Source organism: Prodigiosinella aquatilis, from assembly GCA_030388725.1.
GTDB classification, from domain to species: Bacteria; Pseudomonadota; Gammaproteobacteria; order Enterobacterales; family Enterobacteriaceae; genus Prodigiosinella; species Prodigiosinella aquatilis.
The window spans coordinates 4,250,076-4,264,906 of the sequence record CP128857.1; the positions used below are offsets into that span (position 1 = coordinate 4,250,076).

Sequence of the window (14,831 nt, forward strand, 5' to 3'; positions counted from 1 at the left end):
CACTTTGCGCGTAGCGCAGACAGGAAGCACGTATGGTACAACGACCATTAGAAGGTTTTATTACGAGAGTAATTACTACAAACCAAAATTACTTATCGGCAATCACAGTAAAGCATTTACTGTTTTTTTGTGATGTAAATCACATTTTAATTAATTCAATACTACGTTTCTAAAAACAAGAAAAACTTATTATGCCTACATTACGCGCTAATGATAAGTAGTAACGGGGAATAATTCGGTTCCCGATTTAACATTAAATAACATAATGTTCTTCGAGTAGCCTCAACCAACACACCCCAAAAATAACACCAGCCCCGGGCGAGGCTGGTGATGTATGGGTAATTAGTACAGCAGTCTGGCGCGGATAGTGCCAGGAATGGACTTCATCAGTTGCAACGCCGTATCAGCGCCGTCGGTTTCCACATCAATAACCACATAACCAATCTCAGCGGTAGTTTGCAGATACTGTGCAGCAATATTGATACCCTGTTCGGCGAAGATATGGTTGAGTTGAGTCAACACGCCCGGACGGTTTTCATGGATATGCAGTAGACGGCTGGCACGCTCACCATGAACCGGCAGAGAGACTTCCGGAAAATTCACCGCTGACAACGTGGAACCGTTATCAGAGTATTTCGCCAATTTCCCGGCGACTTCATCGCCGATGTTTTCCTGTGCTTCCTGAGTAGATCCACCAATATGTGGTGTCAGCAATACGTTATCAAATTCACACAACGGTGACAGGAAAGGATCGCTGTTGGTTGCAGGTTCTTTCGGGAATACATCAATAGCGGCGCCAGACAGGTGCTTGTTGCTCAAAGCATTACACAACGCAGGAATATCTACGACTGTACCACGTGAAGCATTGATCAGGATTGAACCGGGTTTCATCAACGCCAGCTCATTATCGCTGATCATATTTTGCGTACTATTGTTTTCCGGGACATGCAGGCTGACCACATCGCTCATATTCAGCAATTCAGAAAGATGACGTACCTGTTGCGCATTGCCCAACGGCAGCTTACTTTCGATATCATAGAAGTAGACATGCATCCCCAAACTTTCCGCCAGGATACCCAACTGCATACCGATATGACCATAACCAATGATACCTATCTTCTTACCTCGGGCCTCATACGACCCTACAGCCTGTTTATGCCATATACCACGATGAGCCTTCGCGTTGGCAAATGGAATATTACGCATTAACAGCAGCAATTCACCGATCACCATTTCGGCGACCGATCGGGTGTTGGAAAAAGGGGCGTTGAATACCGGAATACCACGTTTGGTCGCTGACGGTAACTCAACCTGGTTGGTACCGATGCAGAAACATCCCACAGCCACCAACTTTTCCGCTGCGGCAAATATTTCTTCTGTTAGATGGGTGCGCGAACGAATACCCACAAAATGCGCATCGCGGATAGACTCCTTCAGTGCGTCAGGGTCAAGCGCCCCTTTGTGGTATTCAATATTGGTGTAGCCAGCCGCACGCAGGTTTTCCAGGGCGCTCTGGTGTACGCCTTCCACTAACAGAAATTTAATCTTGTCTTTTTCCAGTGATACCTTTGCCATTTCCCGACCTTATTTTCAGACTTCAGATGTGACGTTTCGCAAACATTCCTGCAAACATAACAAAAATTACGCAGGCGGCAATACAAACGATTGCCCAGTCACCTACCCGTCCAGCAGCTTGACAATGAATTTGTGGCAAAAAATGCTGCAAAATATAGAGCAAACCAGATTGAGGTGATACAAAATAAGAAAAGATGATATTAAGTACCAAAAATGAGCCTTTAACGCGAAGCGATTTTTTTTGTATAAAAAAATCCGGGCATGGCGACACATGTCCGGACTGCTTTACAAAAAACCGAGTCTATTTCAGTTTGACCGTTTTAACCCCTTCCGGTGAACCAACCAACGCCACATCGGCACAACGGTTAGCAAACAGGCCAACAGTCACTACGCCAGCGATACCATTAATGTGATTTTCTACCGCAATAGCGTTGGAAATATCCAGATTATGCACATCCAGAATGATATTGCCGTTATCGGTCAATATGCCCTGGCGATACTCAGGTTGCGCACCCATCTTAGCCAACTCACGGGCCACATAAGCACGCGCCATCGGGATTACTTCTACCGGCAGAGGGAACCTCCCTAGAATGTCGACCTGTTTGGAGGCATCGACAATACACACAAACTGACGAGCAATAGCCGCAATGATTTTCTCGCGAGTTAACGCCGCTCCACCGCCTTTGATCATCTGCATGTACGGGTTGATTTCGTCCGCGCCATCAACGTAAACATCCAGCAAATCGACATCATTACAGTCAAAGACCTGAATTCCCAAACTTTTCAACTTGGCGGTAGAAGCATCCGAACTGGATACCGCCCCTTCTATCTGATTTTTGATGGAGCCAAGCGCATCAATAAAGTGTGCGGCGGTCGATCCCGTTCCAACACCAACGATGGTGCCGGGGCGGACATAATCAAGCGCGGCCCAGCCAACGGCCTTTTTCAGTTCATCCTGTGTCATGGTCTGCTTATGCCTGTTAGTTACTACGGAAACGTAATATGCATTATAGAGCATGACATCGGGCGATGTCCCGCAATAGGCACGGAGTCGTCGCCTCTCTGGACTCGAGTAATTCAACACGGTTTGTCATTTCACGCTGTGGCTGATTTAACCCCTGGTGTCAGAAAATCGCAGATTTTGAGGGCGATAACGCGACAAAGTGTGGCATAGTGCCGAAATTGTTTCCATTCAGAGGAATTATCACTTTCATGAAACGCCCAGACTATCGCACCCTTCAGGCGCTGGACGCCGTGATCCGTGAACGTGGTTTTGAACGCGCCGCGCAAAAACTCTGCATCACGCAATCGGCCGTTTCGCAGCGCATCAAGCAATTGGAAAATCTGTTTGGTCAACCGTTGCTGGTCAGAACGATCCCTCCCCGTCCCACAGAACAAGGGCAGAAACTGCTGGCGTTACTGCATCAGGTAGAACTGCTCGAAGAAGAGTGGCTGGGCGATGAAAATTCGAACGAAACACCACTATTATTATCGCTGGCGGTAAACGCCGATAGTCTGGCAACCTGGCTACTGCCAGCGCTGAAACCCGTACTGACGGACTCACCGATACGCCTCAATTTACAGGTCGAAGATGAAACACGCACCCAGGAGAGACTCCGGCGGGGAGAAGTTGTGGGGGCAGTCAGTATCCAGCCACAACCGTTGCCCAGTTGTCTGGTGGATCAACTCGGTGCGCTTGATTATCTGTTTGTTGCTTCTCCCGGTTTTGCCGAGCGCTATTTTCCAAACGGGGTGACTCGTTCAGCCCTGTTACGCGCTCCCGCTGTAGCATTCGATCATCTGGACGACATGCATCAGGCATTCCTGCAACAGAATTTTGATTTATCACCCGGCAGCGTTCCCTGCCATATTGTGAATTCCTCAGAAGCGTTTGTGCAGCTCGCTCGCCAGGGCACAACCTGCTGCATGATTCCACACTTGCAGATTGAAAGGGAACTGGCCAACGAAGAACTGCTTGACCTCACGCCTGGCCTGTTTCAACGCCGGATGCTTTACTGGCATCGGTTTGCGCCGGAAAGCCGGATGATGAGAAAAGTCACCGATGCGCTGTTAGAGCACGGACGGCAGGTACTGCGGCAATGCTGACGTCCGTGGTGACGTGTTAGGGATTACGTTGCAGTTCGAATACCACATCAACTTGATCATCAAAGTGGATGGTCTGCTGCTCATAAGTCTGAGAAGCTGTCGATTGCACCGCGACATCAGCGGTTTTAAACAAGCGAGTCATCGGTACTGGCTGATAATTCGCCACATGATAGCGGATACTGTAAACCGGCCCCAATGTCGTATTGAAACCCGAGGCCAGCGATTGTGCCTGGCTAATGGCTTGTTCAATCGCTTTCTTGCGGGCCAGTTTACGGTAGGTGTCTGGGTTAGATACGCCCAGTTCGACAGTCTGAATCTCGTTCAGCCCGGATTTCAATGCACCTTCAAGCAACTCATTCAACTTCCCCAGTTGGCGCAACGTCACGTCAACCTGCCGTACTGCACGATATCCCTTCAGCACTGAGCCACCTGTTTTTAGATAGTCATACTCAGGCTGAGTACGCAGATTGGCGGCGTTGATATCTTTCTTTTCAATGCCATTTTTAGCCAGAAAATCGAAATACTGTGCCACACGGCGATCAACCTGTTTTTTCGCACTGGCTGCGTCTTTCGATGAAACACTCACCTCAATCGATAACCGGGCAAGGTCCGGTGTTGCATCTACAGTAGCGCTGCCAGACGTTACAAGATGAGGTCCACTCGGTAATTCAGCGGCGGGTACGCTAACGGCGACACTCCCAAAACCAAGCACAGCAGCAAGTAGCCATATAGTCTGTTTCACGACATCCCCTTCTCTTTTTCATCCATGCTATTTACGTACAGGTTCTTTCATTGTAATGATGACCTGTACACCATAACGCGAAGTGACCTTAATCCAATATAAGGGAATCTCTGAATATTGCAGGCTGTCATGCCCGTTTTTTACAGCAACTGCCAACCATGATTCGCCAATTGCAGAGCAATCATCCACATGACACCACCGACTAACAGGTTAATGATGCGCTGACTCCGGGTGCTACTCAGCCATGGTGACAACCAGGCTGCCAGGAGTGCCAGCGAAAAGAACCACAAAAAAGAAGCCGTAATCGAACCAAAGGCGAACCAGCCACGTTCATTAACCGCAAATTGCCCACCGAGACTCCCCAGAACCACGAAGGTGTCAAGATACACATGCGGATTCAGCCAGGTTACTGCCAGCAAGGTTGCCATAATACGCCAGCGACTTTGTTTCATCGCATCCGCCTGCGTAATAACAATATCCTGGCTAAGTGCCGTTTTAAATGCCCCCCAACCATACCACAGCAAGAATGCGACTCCGCCCCAGGTCACCAGTTCCATCAACCATGATGACTGGCTTAAGAAGGCACTGCCACCGAAAACACCAGCACAAATCAATACCATGTCACTCAATGAACACAGCGACGCAATCATCAGGTGATATTGACGATGTACACCTTGATTCATGACAAATGCATTCTGGGGCCCTAGCGGCAAAATCATAGCGGCACCCAGCAAAAAACCTTGAAAATAAATAGCCAGCATAACGTCCTCAATATTTGGTCTATCGCTATGCCTGGCAGTGTAAGAAGTCACCATCATTAATTGAAATGGAAAATTCTAATCCATCATTAATATAACTAATGACATAAAGCATCAGGCGTCTGGTGACAAATAACCCAACTCCTGTGAAATGCACTGGGCGGTATACAGTATCGGTTTGGCCAGCGCGGCAATGCCCATTTGTTGTAACCTGGCCGTTGATAACGAAATAGACACGGCATAGGGTACCCGGCGATGAATATCAAAAACCGGTGCGGAAATACAGGAAACGCCCAGCTCATTCTCTTCCCGATCCATAGCCAACCCTTGCTGACGAATATCTGTCAGTTCTTTTCGCATCTGCGTCAGACTAGTGATGGTATTCGGCGTCAACTGCCGTATCTCATTCTTATGGCTGCGCCAATATTCCACCGGATAGTCCGTCCGACCATAGGCCATAAAAACCTTTCCCATGGCCGAACAATACAACGGCATGTGCTGACCAATATAGGCCCGGGTACGCATCATTCCGGTGGTAGGTTCCAGTTTATAAATCAGGATGACATGATCATCTTCGCGGCTTGAAAAGTTGATGGTTTCTCCCACATCCAGATTCAGTTTCTCCAGATGCGGAGCCGCGATGTGCAGAACATTCAATGATGACAATGCTTTCTGCCCGATAGAAATAAACTTGGTCGTTAAACGATAGCAGCCTGGCAACCGTGCCGGCACCACATAACCACAGCCAGCCAAACCCTGTAACAAACGATGCACGGTGCTTTTATTCATGCCCGATTGCGCCGCAATCTGCGCCAGCGGACAGCCATTCGGGTAGTCGCTTAAGATTTCAATCAACTGCAATCCTCTGAATAAACTCTGGCTACCCAACGGTTTTTCTGTTTTATCATCTTCATCAATGGCTTTTTCGCGCATAAACCCCATTCTCCCTATTGCTACATCCAGATGGTACTGCAAGCACAACCCAGGCGTGAAGTCATGGAACGATGTTTCACTCTATCCAATGTATTAACACACCACGCTGTGACGTCCTACCAGAAGTGCGTGGCGAGTCACAATTTCAGCAAATCATTATTAATTAATTGATTAATATATAAATTTAAAAGCACACTTTCTTTGCTTTACCATTGGGTTCAGCTTATTATTTTTGAAATTCAATTTCGCATTACGGAATGTATGGATTAATTAATAAACAGATAATAGCAAGAAAGACGTCACGAGTTGCGTCTCTCCCAGACCTCCACTGAAAAGGCAAACAGTGATGGACAGAAATCAACATAGTCAGCCACTCTTATCCATGCAACATATCGTCAAAAAATTTGGCGGTAATATTGCGGTAAATAAGGTCAGTCTTGATGTTATGCCGGGAGAGATTCTGGCTTTGCTGGGAGAAAACGGCGCTGGAAAATCGACTCTGATAAAAATCCTGGCTGGCGTGTATGACCGTGATGGCGGTGACATCCTTTTTCACGGTAACAGTATTCGATCAGCGTCTGAGCTACGTAGCGACATCCGCCAACCCATCGCTTTTATCCATCAGGATCTGGGGTTGATCGAATGGATGACCGTTGCGGAAAATATGGCGTTGGTTATGGGATTCCCTCGGCGGTGGGGCATGATCAACTGGACGGCTATGTATACCCGCGCCCGCCAGGCATTGCAGAATGTGGGTATCGATCTCGATCCGCAAACCCGCGTATTTGATTTGTCCCGCACCGAAAAATCCCTGCTGGCGATAGCCAGAGCTGTCGCTGTTAATGCGGAAGTGTTGGTGCTGGACGAACCGACAGCGTCGCTACCTGCCAGCGATGTCCGCCATCTGTTCACGGTATTGAATCATCTGCGTAGCAAAAAAGTCGGCATGATTTACGTCACCCACCGGTTGGATGAAGTGATAGAAATCGCCGACCGCATCTGTGTCATGCGCGATGGCCGCTATGTCGCTGGCGGCGCTACCGAAGGCTATTCGGTACGAGATCTGGTACAGATGATTGTTGGTGAAGTGGTAAAAGAGCATCAGCGTATGCCATTACCCCAAAACCAGCCTCCCATACTGACACTCGACAACGTCGTGGTCGGCGATACCGGACCGGTTTCTTTCACGCTACAACCGGGAGAAATGATGGCACTGGCCGGCCTGCGTGGTGCAGGTCAGGAAGAAATCAGTCGTCTGCTGTTCGGTCTGCGTCAATGTGATAAGGGCACCATCACGCTTTGCAATCGACTCTGGCACGCAACCACCCCGCAACAGGCTATGCACGCTGGTGTATCGCTGGTCACCGGTGACCGTACCGGGGAAAGTCTTGTGATGTCGATGTCGGTGCGTGAAAACCTGTTCATCAATCCTTGCGCCAGTGGTCACAAATTGTTTTCCCGGTACTCCACACGCGAAGAAATCGGCAACAGTTGGTGGAAAGTCCAACTATTCGATATCCGTCCGAAAGACGTCAACATCGACATCAGCGCCTTGTCCGGCGGCAATCAGCAAAAAGTAGTGATGGCGCGCTGGATGCATTTGAATACACCCTTGCTGATTCTGGAAGATCCCACGGCTGGCGTGGATGTGGGAGCCAGGGCCGAAATTTATCATTTATTAAATAAATCACTAAGTGAAGGCGCAGCAATCTTGGTGATCTCCGCCGATTTCGAGGAGATCGCGCATATCTGCAACCGGGCATTGGTATTTAATCGCGGACAGATGGTGGGAGAGCTTCGTGACCAGCAGGTGACATTTGCCAATCTGTTGGCATTGGCATCAGGTAGTGAAAATCAAAGTACCGATCATGAAAAACCCCGGCACACACCTTTACGTGCCTGATAACAATTACGCGGTTTAATGCCAACAGCGGACAGTTTCTGTCTTTCTCGTATCCGGAGAATGCTATGTCTAAAACACCGGTCAAATCGACAGCTCTAGAACAACGTATTAGCCTGAAACAGCACGGTATGGGAGCCTGGTCGATGCAGGTTTTTACCCGCTATGGTTTGCTACTGCTCTGTATCGCGCTGGTATTGATATTTTCTGCCATCACCCCTTCTTTTGCTTCATTGCTGACACTACAGGCAATTCTTTCCAGTAAATCCAAAATCGCTCTACTGGCCCTGGCGGCCACCATTCCAATGATTGTCGGGAAAATCGACCTGAATGTTGGTTTTGGTATCGTGCTATGGCATATCCTGGCCATTACGCTACAGGTGCGATACGGCTTTTCGTGGCAAGCTGCCGTGTTCATCGTACTGATTATCTCAGCAATATACGGATTACTGAATGGCATTCTGGTCGCGCTAGCCGATATTGACAGCTTCGTTGCTACGCTCGGATCAGGGACGGTGCTGTATGCCATCGCACTCTGGCATTCTGGTGGCCGACAGATCGTTGGCGATCTACCAGATAGCTTTATCGCGCTGTACCACACAGAGATCATGGGCATTCCGATTGCGGCTTTTTACGTATTGATCATCGCCGTGATTTTATGGCTCATTACTGAACATACTCCATTGGGCCGTTGCATGTACGCTGTCGGCGGCAACCCTGCCGCTGCCAAACTAAACGGTATCTCGGTAACCCGATTTACCATCGGCGCTTTTATCACGTCCAGTGTACTGACCGGCTTTACTGGGATACTCATTGCCGCCGACCAAGGCGTAGGTCAAGCCAGCGTCGGCATGGATTACCTGCTGCCGGCACTGGTGGGCGCTTTTCTTGGCAGTACCACCATCCGCCCTGGACGAGTCAACGTATGGGGAACCGTGGTCGGTATCTCTATCCTGGCAATCGGTATCGCCGGGATCCAGCAATTTGGTGGCGCATTCTGGGTAGAACCCCTGTTTAACGGTGCCACCTTATTACTATCCATTACGCTGGCGGGCTACGCACAACGCCGCCGGCTATTGAATCAAAAAGCGGTTCAACGCCATCAATCCACCCCAGACAAAGAAAAAAAGGCTGTTAACCCTTAATCACACCAAGGAGAACACGATGAAAAAGTATTCATTGTTACCAAGCCTGATGCTAAGCAGTACCCTACTTTTTACCTTATCTGCACAGGCTGACAGCTATCTGGATCAGGCCAAGGCAGTCATTGCCAAGGCCACAGCACCGGTCACCAAATGGGACGGCCCTACCAGCGGGCCCAAACTACAGACTAATAAGCACATCATTTTTATCGCTTCTGACATGAAGAACGGTGGCGTTCAAGGGGTACAGCAAGGTATGGTTGAAGCGACCAAAACCGTTGGCTGGAAACTGGAGACACTGGACGGCGCGGGTTCGGTAAAAGATCAGCTATCCGCACTGAACCAGGCTATCGCCCAAAAACCGGATGGGATTGTGATCGGCGGCTGGAATCCAAACGTGGCTCGTATCCCGCTGAAAAAAGCCGTTAAGCAAGGCATTGTACTGATGGGCTGGCATGCTGTGCCAGAACCGGGTCCGGTTCCAAAATACAACATCTATGACAATATCACCTCAGATTCCAATGAAGTGGCACGCGTAGCTGCGCTGTATGCGGTGGCAAAATCAGAAGGTACGGCAAAGGTAGTGATTTTTACCGATTCGCTGTATCAGATCGCGCTGGATAAAGCCAATGTGATCAAAAAAACCATAGAAAAATGCAGCGGTTGCCAGGTACTGGAGATGATTGATACCCCATTGTCTGATACATCCAGTCGCATGCCGCCAATGACGTTCAGTCTGCTACAAAAATATGGTGACAAATTCCAGTATGCGCTGGCAATTAACGATCTCTATTTCGACTTTATGGCCCCAGCACTGAAAACCGCCGGTAAAGGTGGAAACAACCCCCCTCATAACATCTCCGCTGGCGATGGATCTATTTCTGCCTATCAACGTATCCGCACCGGTAACAGTCAGGACGCGACAGTACCTGAGCCGTTGAAACTGCATGGTTGGCAACTGGTGGATGAATTTAATCGCGCCTTCGCCAAACAACCACCATCAGGCTACGTCACACCGGTGCATCTGGTGACCAAAAACAACATCGATCATGATGGCGGGCCAGAGAACCAGTTCGATCCACAAAACGGTTATCAGCAACATTATAAGACCCTGTGGGGCGTAAAATAAGAGGGGCCCTGTCATGATGAGTTCTATGTTCTCCGTTAATAACACGTCCGTTCTAGATTCATCACTATGGAACGGCACGCTAGAACGATTATGCTCACCGGCGGTCTGGGCCGAAGGACCAGTGTGGCTACCAGAACAGAATGCAGTGGTCTTCAGCGATGTGAAAGGAAATCGCCTGTTCCGCTGGTCGGAACAGGATGGCGTTAGTCTGTTTCGCCACAGTTCAAACTATGCCAACGGTAACGCGCTGGATAAACAAGGACGCATCGTCAGCTGTGAGCATGGCAGACGTGGTATCAGTCGTACTGAACACAATGGTGAAGTTACACTGCTGGTAGATAAGTTTGAGGGGAAACGGTTTAACTCTCCCAATGATCTGGCTATCCGCTCGGATGGTACTATCTGGTTTACCGATCCGCCATACGGCATCATCAACGATAACGAAGGCTATAAGTCAGAAAGTCAGATTGTTGGCTGCTATGTCTACTGTTTTGACCCTGAAGATGGTTCTGTGGCACTCGCCAGCAGTGACTTACAACGGCCAAATGGACTGGCGTTTTCCCCAGATGAAAGTCTGATGTATGTAGCCGATATGTCCATCGTCGACTTTCCGGTACAGGGGCGACATCAATTACGTGTTTACCAAGTCTCAGGCAAGGAGCTACTAGGTGGACAGCGATTAACGGACGTTACTCCCGGCTTCCCGGATGGCTTCTGTGTCAACGCCGAAGGGGCTATTTTCTGTAGTTGTAAAGATGGTGTGCTGGTGTTTTCACCACAAGGTGAAACCGTGGGAAAAATTCCAGTCCCGGAGTTGGTTTCAAATTGTATGATAGGTGGAGTGGACGGCAATGAATTGTACATTACCGCCACCACGTCCCTCTACCGTTACCGTCTATCGTAGTGCACCAGACTTATCCCCCTGAATAACGCTGTCTCTTATACACAAATCCTCCGGCAAAATTGTCGGGGGATTTTTTTGAATCTTTTCTCCGTTTGTTGATCTCTATCTGATACTCCCCCCTGTTTCTGGTGTGCTGTTATGGTGTTTTCTGATTGTTATTCATGGGCTGACGACATTTTTGGATCCGCTGAATTAGGGGATTTACGCCGTACCCGGCGGCTTGTCACCCTGGCTTCCTCACTGGCTCAATACACTGGACTGTCTATCGTGAAATCCTCCCATTCTTCTGCTGAAGTTGAAGGTGCCTATCGCCTGATGCGCAACCCTGCCGTTTTGCCTGACGCCATTGCTGACGCCGGTTTTGCTGCGACGACCAGAGTCGCTGCTGAACACCCGCTCCTGCTTGCTCTGGAAGATAGCACCTCACTGAATTTCAGCCACAGTACCGTTCGGGAAGAACTGGGTAACATCACCAACAGCCAGCGTGCCCGTGGGCTTCAGGTACACTCCGTCCTGCTTTATGCGCCAGGTTGTGCTCATATGGTCGGTCTTATTGAACAACAGCGCTGGAGCCGTGAATCAGACAGTTACGGTAAAAAACACCAGCGTAAACAACGCCCTTATGAAGAGAAAGAGAGTTACAAATGGCAGAAAGCTTCTGAGCATATGGCACAACGGCTGGGTGAAATCCAGTCACGGGTTATCTCTGTCAGCGACAGGGAGGCAGATATCTGGCATTACCTTGACTATAAACTCAGCCAGGGACAGCGGTTCGTGGTCCGGGCGGCACAGAACCGCCTGCTGGCGGAGGCTCCCGGTAAACTGTTCAGCCTGCCGGCGCATCTGACAGAGGCAGGCAGTCATACGCTGAATGTGGTACAGAAAGGTGGGCGGGCAGCCCGTCAGACGCAAATGTTTATCAGCTACAGCGTCGTGCAGTTGAAAAAAGCAACCGGAGAGGCATCGCTGTCATTAACGTATATCTGCTGCCGGGAAGCGGCTCCGGAAGGGGCCTGCTGGCATCTACTAACCTCAGAGAAGGTGGAAAACACGGAACAGGCAAGGGCCATAGTGGGTTATTACGAACGGCGGTGGCTGATAGAGGAATACCACAAGGCATGGAAAAGCGGCGGCGCACGGGTGGAAGAGTTGCGGATGCAGACGCGGGACAATCTGGAGCGAATGGTGACAATCCTGGCGTTCGTGGCAGTGAGGGTGCTGGCGTTACGGGAGGGAGGCGTGAGTGAAGAAACACAGAACGAAAGTTGCGAATCGGTGCTAAGTGAGGTGGAGTGGAAGTTGCTGTGGGTGAAGCAGGAAGGAAAAACGTTACCGGAAAGTCCCCCGACAGTGAAATGGGCCTGCCTGTCACTGGCAAAACTGGGGCGATGGTATGACAGTAAGCGAACGGGAAAACCGGGCTGGATAGTCATATGGGATGGCTGGTTCAAACTTCAGGATATGGTTGAAGGCTACAGACTGGCAAAGTCTCTTGATCAGGAGATCTGATCAAGAGACAGGAATAACGGGGGGTAAGCCATCAAATGGTCGGAATACCCTTTGAGCCAGGCGACGACCCAGGCGTTTGCTGATACAGATGAACATCCATCTGTGGATACGGTATGCCAATCTGATGTTTATCCAGTGCGCGCTTAAAGTTTTCCAGTAAATCCCAGTAAACTTCGAAAGCATCGCCGTTACTGGTCCATACCCGAACCACAAAATTCAGTGATGATGCACCCATTTCATTCAGGCGGATAGTAACACCGCTACCATGCTGAATACGGGCATCTGCACTGACAATCTCCCCCAGTAAATTCTTGACCACATCAATATCGGCGTCATACGCCACACCCACAATAATCTCGGTGCGACGGTTGGGTTCACGGGTACTATTGATAATGTTTCCCGAAATGATTTTACCGTTAGGTATGACGATAATTTTGCCATCCGCAGTACGCAGTGTCGTGGAGAATATCTGTACCTGTACCACCGTCCCAGCGACTCCCCCCAGGTCAACCCACTCGCCACTACGAAAGGGACGAAACATCACCAGCAGAACACCGGCGGCAAGGTTTGATAGCGAACCCTGTAATGCCAAACCGACGGCCAAACCAGCGGCACCCATCACAGCGATAATGGAGGCGGTTTGTACGCCAATCCGACTCAGTGCCGCAGTCAACGTAAACGCAATAATACCATAGCGCACTAATGCTGATAGGAAGTCAGCAACTGTAGTGTCAACCATGCGGATGATCATCAGTCGGTTTAAGGCTTTTGATACCAAACGAGCGATGAGCAGTCCGGCAAATAATATGATCAACGCTGCCGCAATATTTACCGCATATTCCAGTAAAATATGCTGATTATTCACCAACCAGGACTCCAAGTGATCCATAGTGCCAGAGACATCAAGATTTTCCATCGCTCACTCCCATTTCACTTATTCCGAACACTGCCGTTGACTGATACCACAACCCACTTCGGCAAATGATCAACATAATTAAGGCTCCCGCAGGAGCCTTAATATTAATAGTAACGTGAATAAACGAAAACTAAATTACAATACGTCGATTGCATTCAGCTCTTTAAACGCTTTTTCCAGACGAGTTACCATTGTGACCTGAGCCGCACGTAGCCAGGCACGCGGGTCATAGTGTTTCTTGTTTGGCTTGTCAGCCCCTTCCGGGTTACCCAACTGACTTTGCAGATAGCCTTCATTCTTCTTGTAATAGCCCAGAATACCTTCCCAGGTTGCCCATTGGGTATCTGTATCGATGTTCATTTTAATCACACCGTAGCTAACCGCTTCTTTGATCTCTTCGGCAGTAGAACCAGAACCACCGTGGAATACAAAGTCCAGGCTGTTGTGTGGCAAATTGAATTTCTTGGACACATAATCCTGAGAATTGCGCAGGATTTTCGGCGTCAACTGTACATTACCCGGTTTGTAAACACCGTGTACGTTACCAAAAGAGGCCGCGATGGTAATCCGTGGGCTAATTGCATTTAATTTTTCATACGCATATGCCACGTCTTCCGGCTGGGTGTACAGCGCAGAATTATCCAGATGGCTGTTATCTACACCATCTTCTTCACCGCCAGTGCAACCCAGTTCGATCTCCAGCGTCATGTCCATCTTCGCCATACGAGTCAGGTATTTGCTGCAAATCTCGATATTTTCTTCCAGGGACTCTTCAGACAAGTCGATCATATGGGAAGAGAACAGCGGCTTACCAGTAGCAGCGAAGTATTTCTCGCCTGCATCCAGCAGTCCGTCCAGCCACGGTAGCAATTTCTTGGCACAGTGGTCAGTGTGCAGGATAACCGGAACACCATAGTGCTCAGCCATCTGATGAACATGATGCGCACCAGAAATCGCGCCCAAAATCGCCGCTTGTTGACCTTCAGCTTTCAGGCCTTTGCCAGCAATAAATGCCGCTCCGCCATTAGAAAACTGAACGATTACTGGCGAGCGCACTTTAGCGGCGGCTTCCAGCACAGCATTAACCGAGTCAGTACCAACACAGTTAACCGCTGGTAGAGCAAATTTGTTTTCTTTTGCTACTGCGAAAACTTTCTGAACGTCATCACCCGTGATGACACCCGGTTTTACGAAGTCAAAAATTTTAGACATATTAC

Annotated in this window: 13 protein-coding genes; 6 read left to right on the forward strand and 7 right to left on the reverse strand. The window is 49.2% G+C overall.

The genetic code is table 11. The annotated features are described in order from the left end of the window. Positions 1–342 precede the first annotated feature (342 nt). A complete protein-coding gene (gene serA / locus PCO85_19795; GenBank protein WJV53377.1) occupies positions 343–1,575 on the reverse strand; it encodes a phosphoglycerate dehydrogenase in 1,233 nt (410 codons plus the stop codon). Positions 1,576–1,876: 301 nt separating this feature from the next. Next, complete coding sequence (rpiA, locus tag PCO85_19800; protein WJV53378.1) at positions 1,877–2,539, reverse strand: ribose-5-phosphate isomerase RpiA; 663 nt, start codon at positions 2,537–2,539, stop codon at positions 1,877–1,879. Between the two features lie 248 nt (positions 2,540–2,787). Between rpiA and PCO85_19805 the strand changes: the two genes are divergently transcribed. After that, positions 2,788–3,681, forward strand: coding sequence for a LysR family transcriptional regulator ArgP (locus PCO85_19805; GenBank protein ID WJV53379.1), 894 nt, complete (start codon positions 2,788–2,790; stop codon positions 3,679–3,681). Between the two features lie 16 nt (positions 3,682–3,697). Here PCO85_19805 and PCO85_19810 read toward each other — a convergent pair whose 3' ends face one another. From PCO85_19810 to PCO85_19820, 3 genes are all read right to left on the reverse strand, one after another. Beyond that, positions 3,698–4,411, reverse strand: a complete 714-nt coding sequence (locus tag PCO85_19810; GenBank protein ID WJV56149.1) for an oxidative stress defense protein — start codon at positions 4,409–4,411, stop codon at positions 3,698–3,700. 152 nt (positions 4,412–4,563) lie between these two features. Further along, entirely contained in the window at positions 4,564–5,184 is a 621-nt protein-coding gene (gene argO, locus PCO85_19815; GenBank protein WJV53380.1) for an arginine exporter ArgO, read from the reverse strand. A 111-nt stretch (positions 5,185–5,295) separates the two neighbouring features. After that, the gene (locus tag PCO85_19820) at positions 5,296–6,114 is read right to left on the reverse strand and encodes an IclR family transcriptional regulator (GenBank protein WJV53381.1); all 819 of its coding nucleotides are present in this window, start codon (positions 6,112–6,114) and stop codon (positions 5,296–5,298) included. Between the two features lie 346 nt (positions 6,115–6,460). Here PCO85_19820 and PCO85_19825 point away from each other — a divergent pair, with 346 nt between their 5' ends. The 5 genes from PCO85_19825 (at position 6,461) to PCO85_19845 (ending at position 12,698) form a co-directional block, all read left to right on the forward strand. Then, the gene (locus tag PCO85_19825) at positions 6,461–8,017 is read left to right on the forward strand and encodes a sugar ABC transporter ATP-binding protein (GenBank protein ID WJV53382.1); all 1,557 of its coding nucleotides are present in this window, start codon (positions 6,461–6,463) and stop codon (positions 8,015–8,017) included. 65 nt (positions 8,018–8,082) lie between these two features. Continuing rightward, a complete protein-coding gene (locus tag PCO85_19830) occupies positions 8,083–9,159 on the forward strand; it encodes an ABC transporter permease (protein WJV53383.1) in 1,077 nt (358 codons plus the stop codon). Between the two features lie 19 nt (positions 9,160–9,178). Next, entirely contained in the window at positions 9,179–10,285 is a 1,107-nt protein-coding gene (locus PCO85_19835; GenBank protein WJV53384.1) for a substrate-binding domain-containing protein, read from the forward strand. A gap of 25 nt (positions 10,286–10,310) precedes the next feature. Next, on the forward strand, positions 10,311–11,189 hold the full coding sequence (locus PCO85_19840) for an SMP-30/gluconolactonase/LRE family protein (protein ID WJV56150.1): 879 nt from the start codon (positions 10,311–10,313) through the stop codon (positions 11,187–11,189). A 138-nt stretch (positions 11,190–11,327) separates the two neighbouring features. After that, entirely contained in the window at positions 11,328–12,698 is a 1,371-nt protein-coding gene (locus tag PCO85_19845; protein ID WJV53385.1) for an IS4 family transposase, read from the forward strand. A 31-nt stretch (positions 12,699–12,729) separates the two neighbouring features. Here PCO85_19845 and mscS read toward each other — a convergent pair whose 3' ends face one another. Then, a complete protein-coding gene (gene mscS, locus PCO85_19850; protein ID WJV53386.1) occupies positions 12,730–13,614 on the reverse strand; it encodes a small-conductance mechanosensitive channel MscS in 885 nt (294 codons plus the stop codon). Between the two features lie 135 nt (positions 13,615–13,749). Then, the gene (gene fbaA, locus PCO85_19855; GenBank protein ID WJV53387.1) at positions 13,750–14,826 is read right to left on the reverse strand and encodes a class II fructose-bisphosphate aldolase; all 1,077 of its coding nucleotides are present in this window, start codon (positions 14,824–14,826) and stop codon (positions 13,750–13,752) included. Between the last annotated feature and the right edge of the window lie 5 nt (positions 14,827–14,831).

Bases quoted from the DNA above. Each gene is read 5' to 3' on its own strand.
- serA (WJV53377.1), bottom strand. From the start codon at position 1,575: ATGGCAAAGGTATCACTGGAAAAAGACAAGATTAAATTTCTGTTAGTG.
- rpiA (WJV53378.1), bottom strand. From the start codon at position 2,539: ATGACACAGGATGAACTGAAAAAGGCCGTTGGCTGGGCCGCGCTTGAT.
- PCO85_19805 (WJV53379.1), top strand. From the start codon at position 2,788: ATGAAACGCCCAGACTATCGCACCCTTCAGGCGCTGGACGCCGTGATC.
- argO (WJV53380.1), bottom strand. From the start codon at position 5,184: ATGCTGGCTATTTATTTTCAAGGTTTTTTGCTGGGTGCCGCTATGATT.
- PCO85_19820 (WJV53381.1), bottom strand. From the start codon at position 6,114: ATGCGCGAAAAAGCCATTGATGAAGATGATAAAACAGAAAAACCGTTG.
- PCO85_19825 (WJV53382.1), top strand. From the start codon at position 6,461: ATGGACAGAAATCAACATAGTCAGCCACTCTTATCCATGCAACATATC.
- PCO85_19830 (WJV53383.1), top strand. From the start codon at position 8,083: ATGTCTAAAACACCGGTCAAATCGACAGCTCTAGAACAACGTATTAGC.
- PCO85_19835 (WJV53384.1), top strand. From the start codon at position 9,179: ATGAAAAAGTATTCATTGTTACCAAGCCTGATGCTAAGCAGTACCCTA.
- PCO85_19840 (WJV56150.1), top strand. From the start codon at position 10,311: ATGTTCTCCGTTAATAACACGTCCGTTCTAGATTCATCACTATGGAAC.
- PCO85_19845 (WJV53385.1), top strand. From the start codon at position 11,328: ATGGTGTTTTCTGATTGTTATTCATGGGCTGACGACATTTTTGGATCC.
- mscS (WJV53386.1), bottom strand. From the start codon at position 13,614: ATGGAAAATCTTGATGTCTCTGGCACTATGGATCACTTGGAGTCCTGG.
- fbaA (WJV53387.1), bottom strand. From the start codon at position 14,826: ATGTCTAAAATTTTTGACTTCGTAAAACCGGGTGTCATCACGGGTGAT.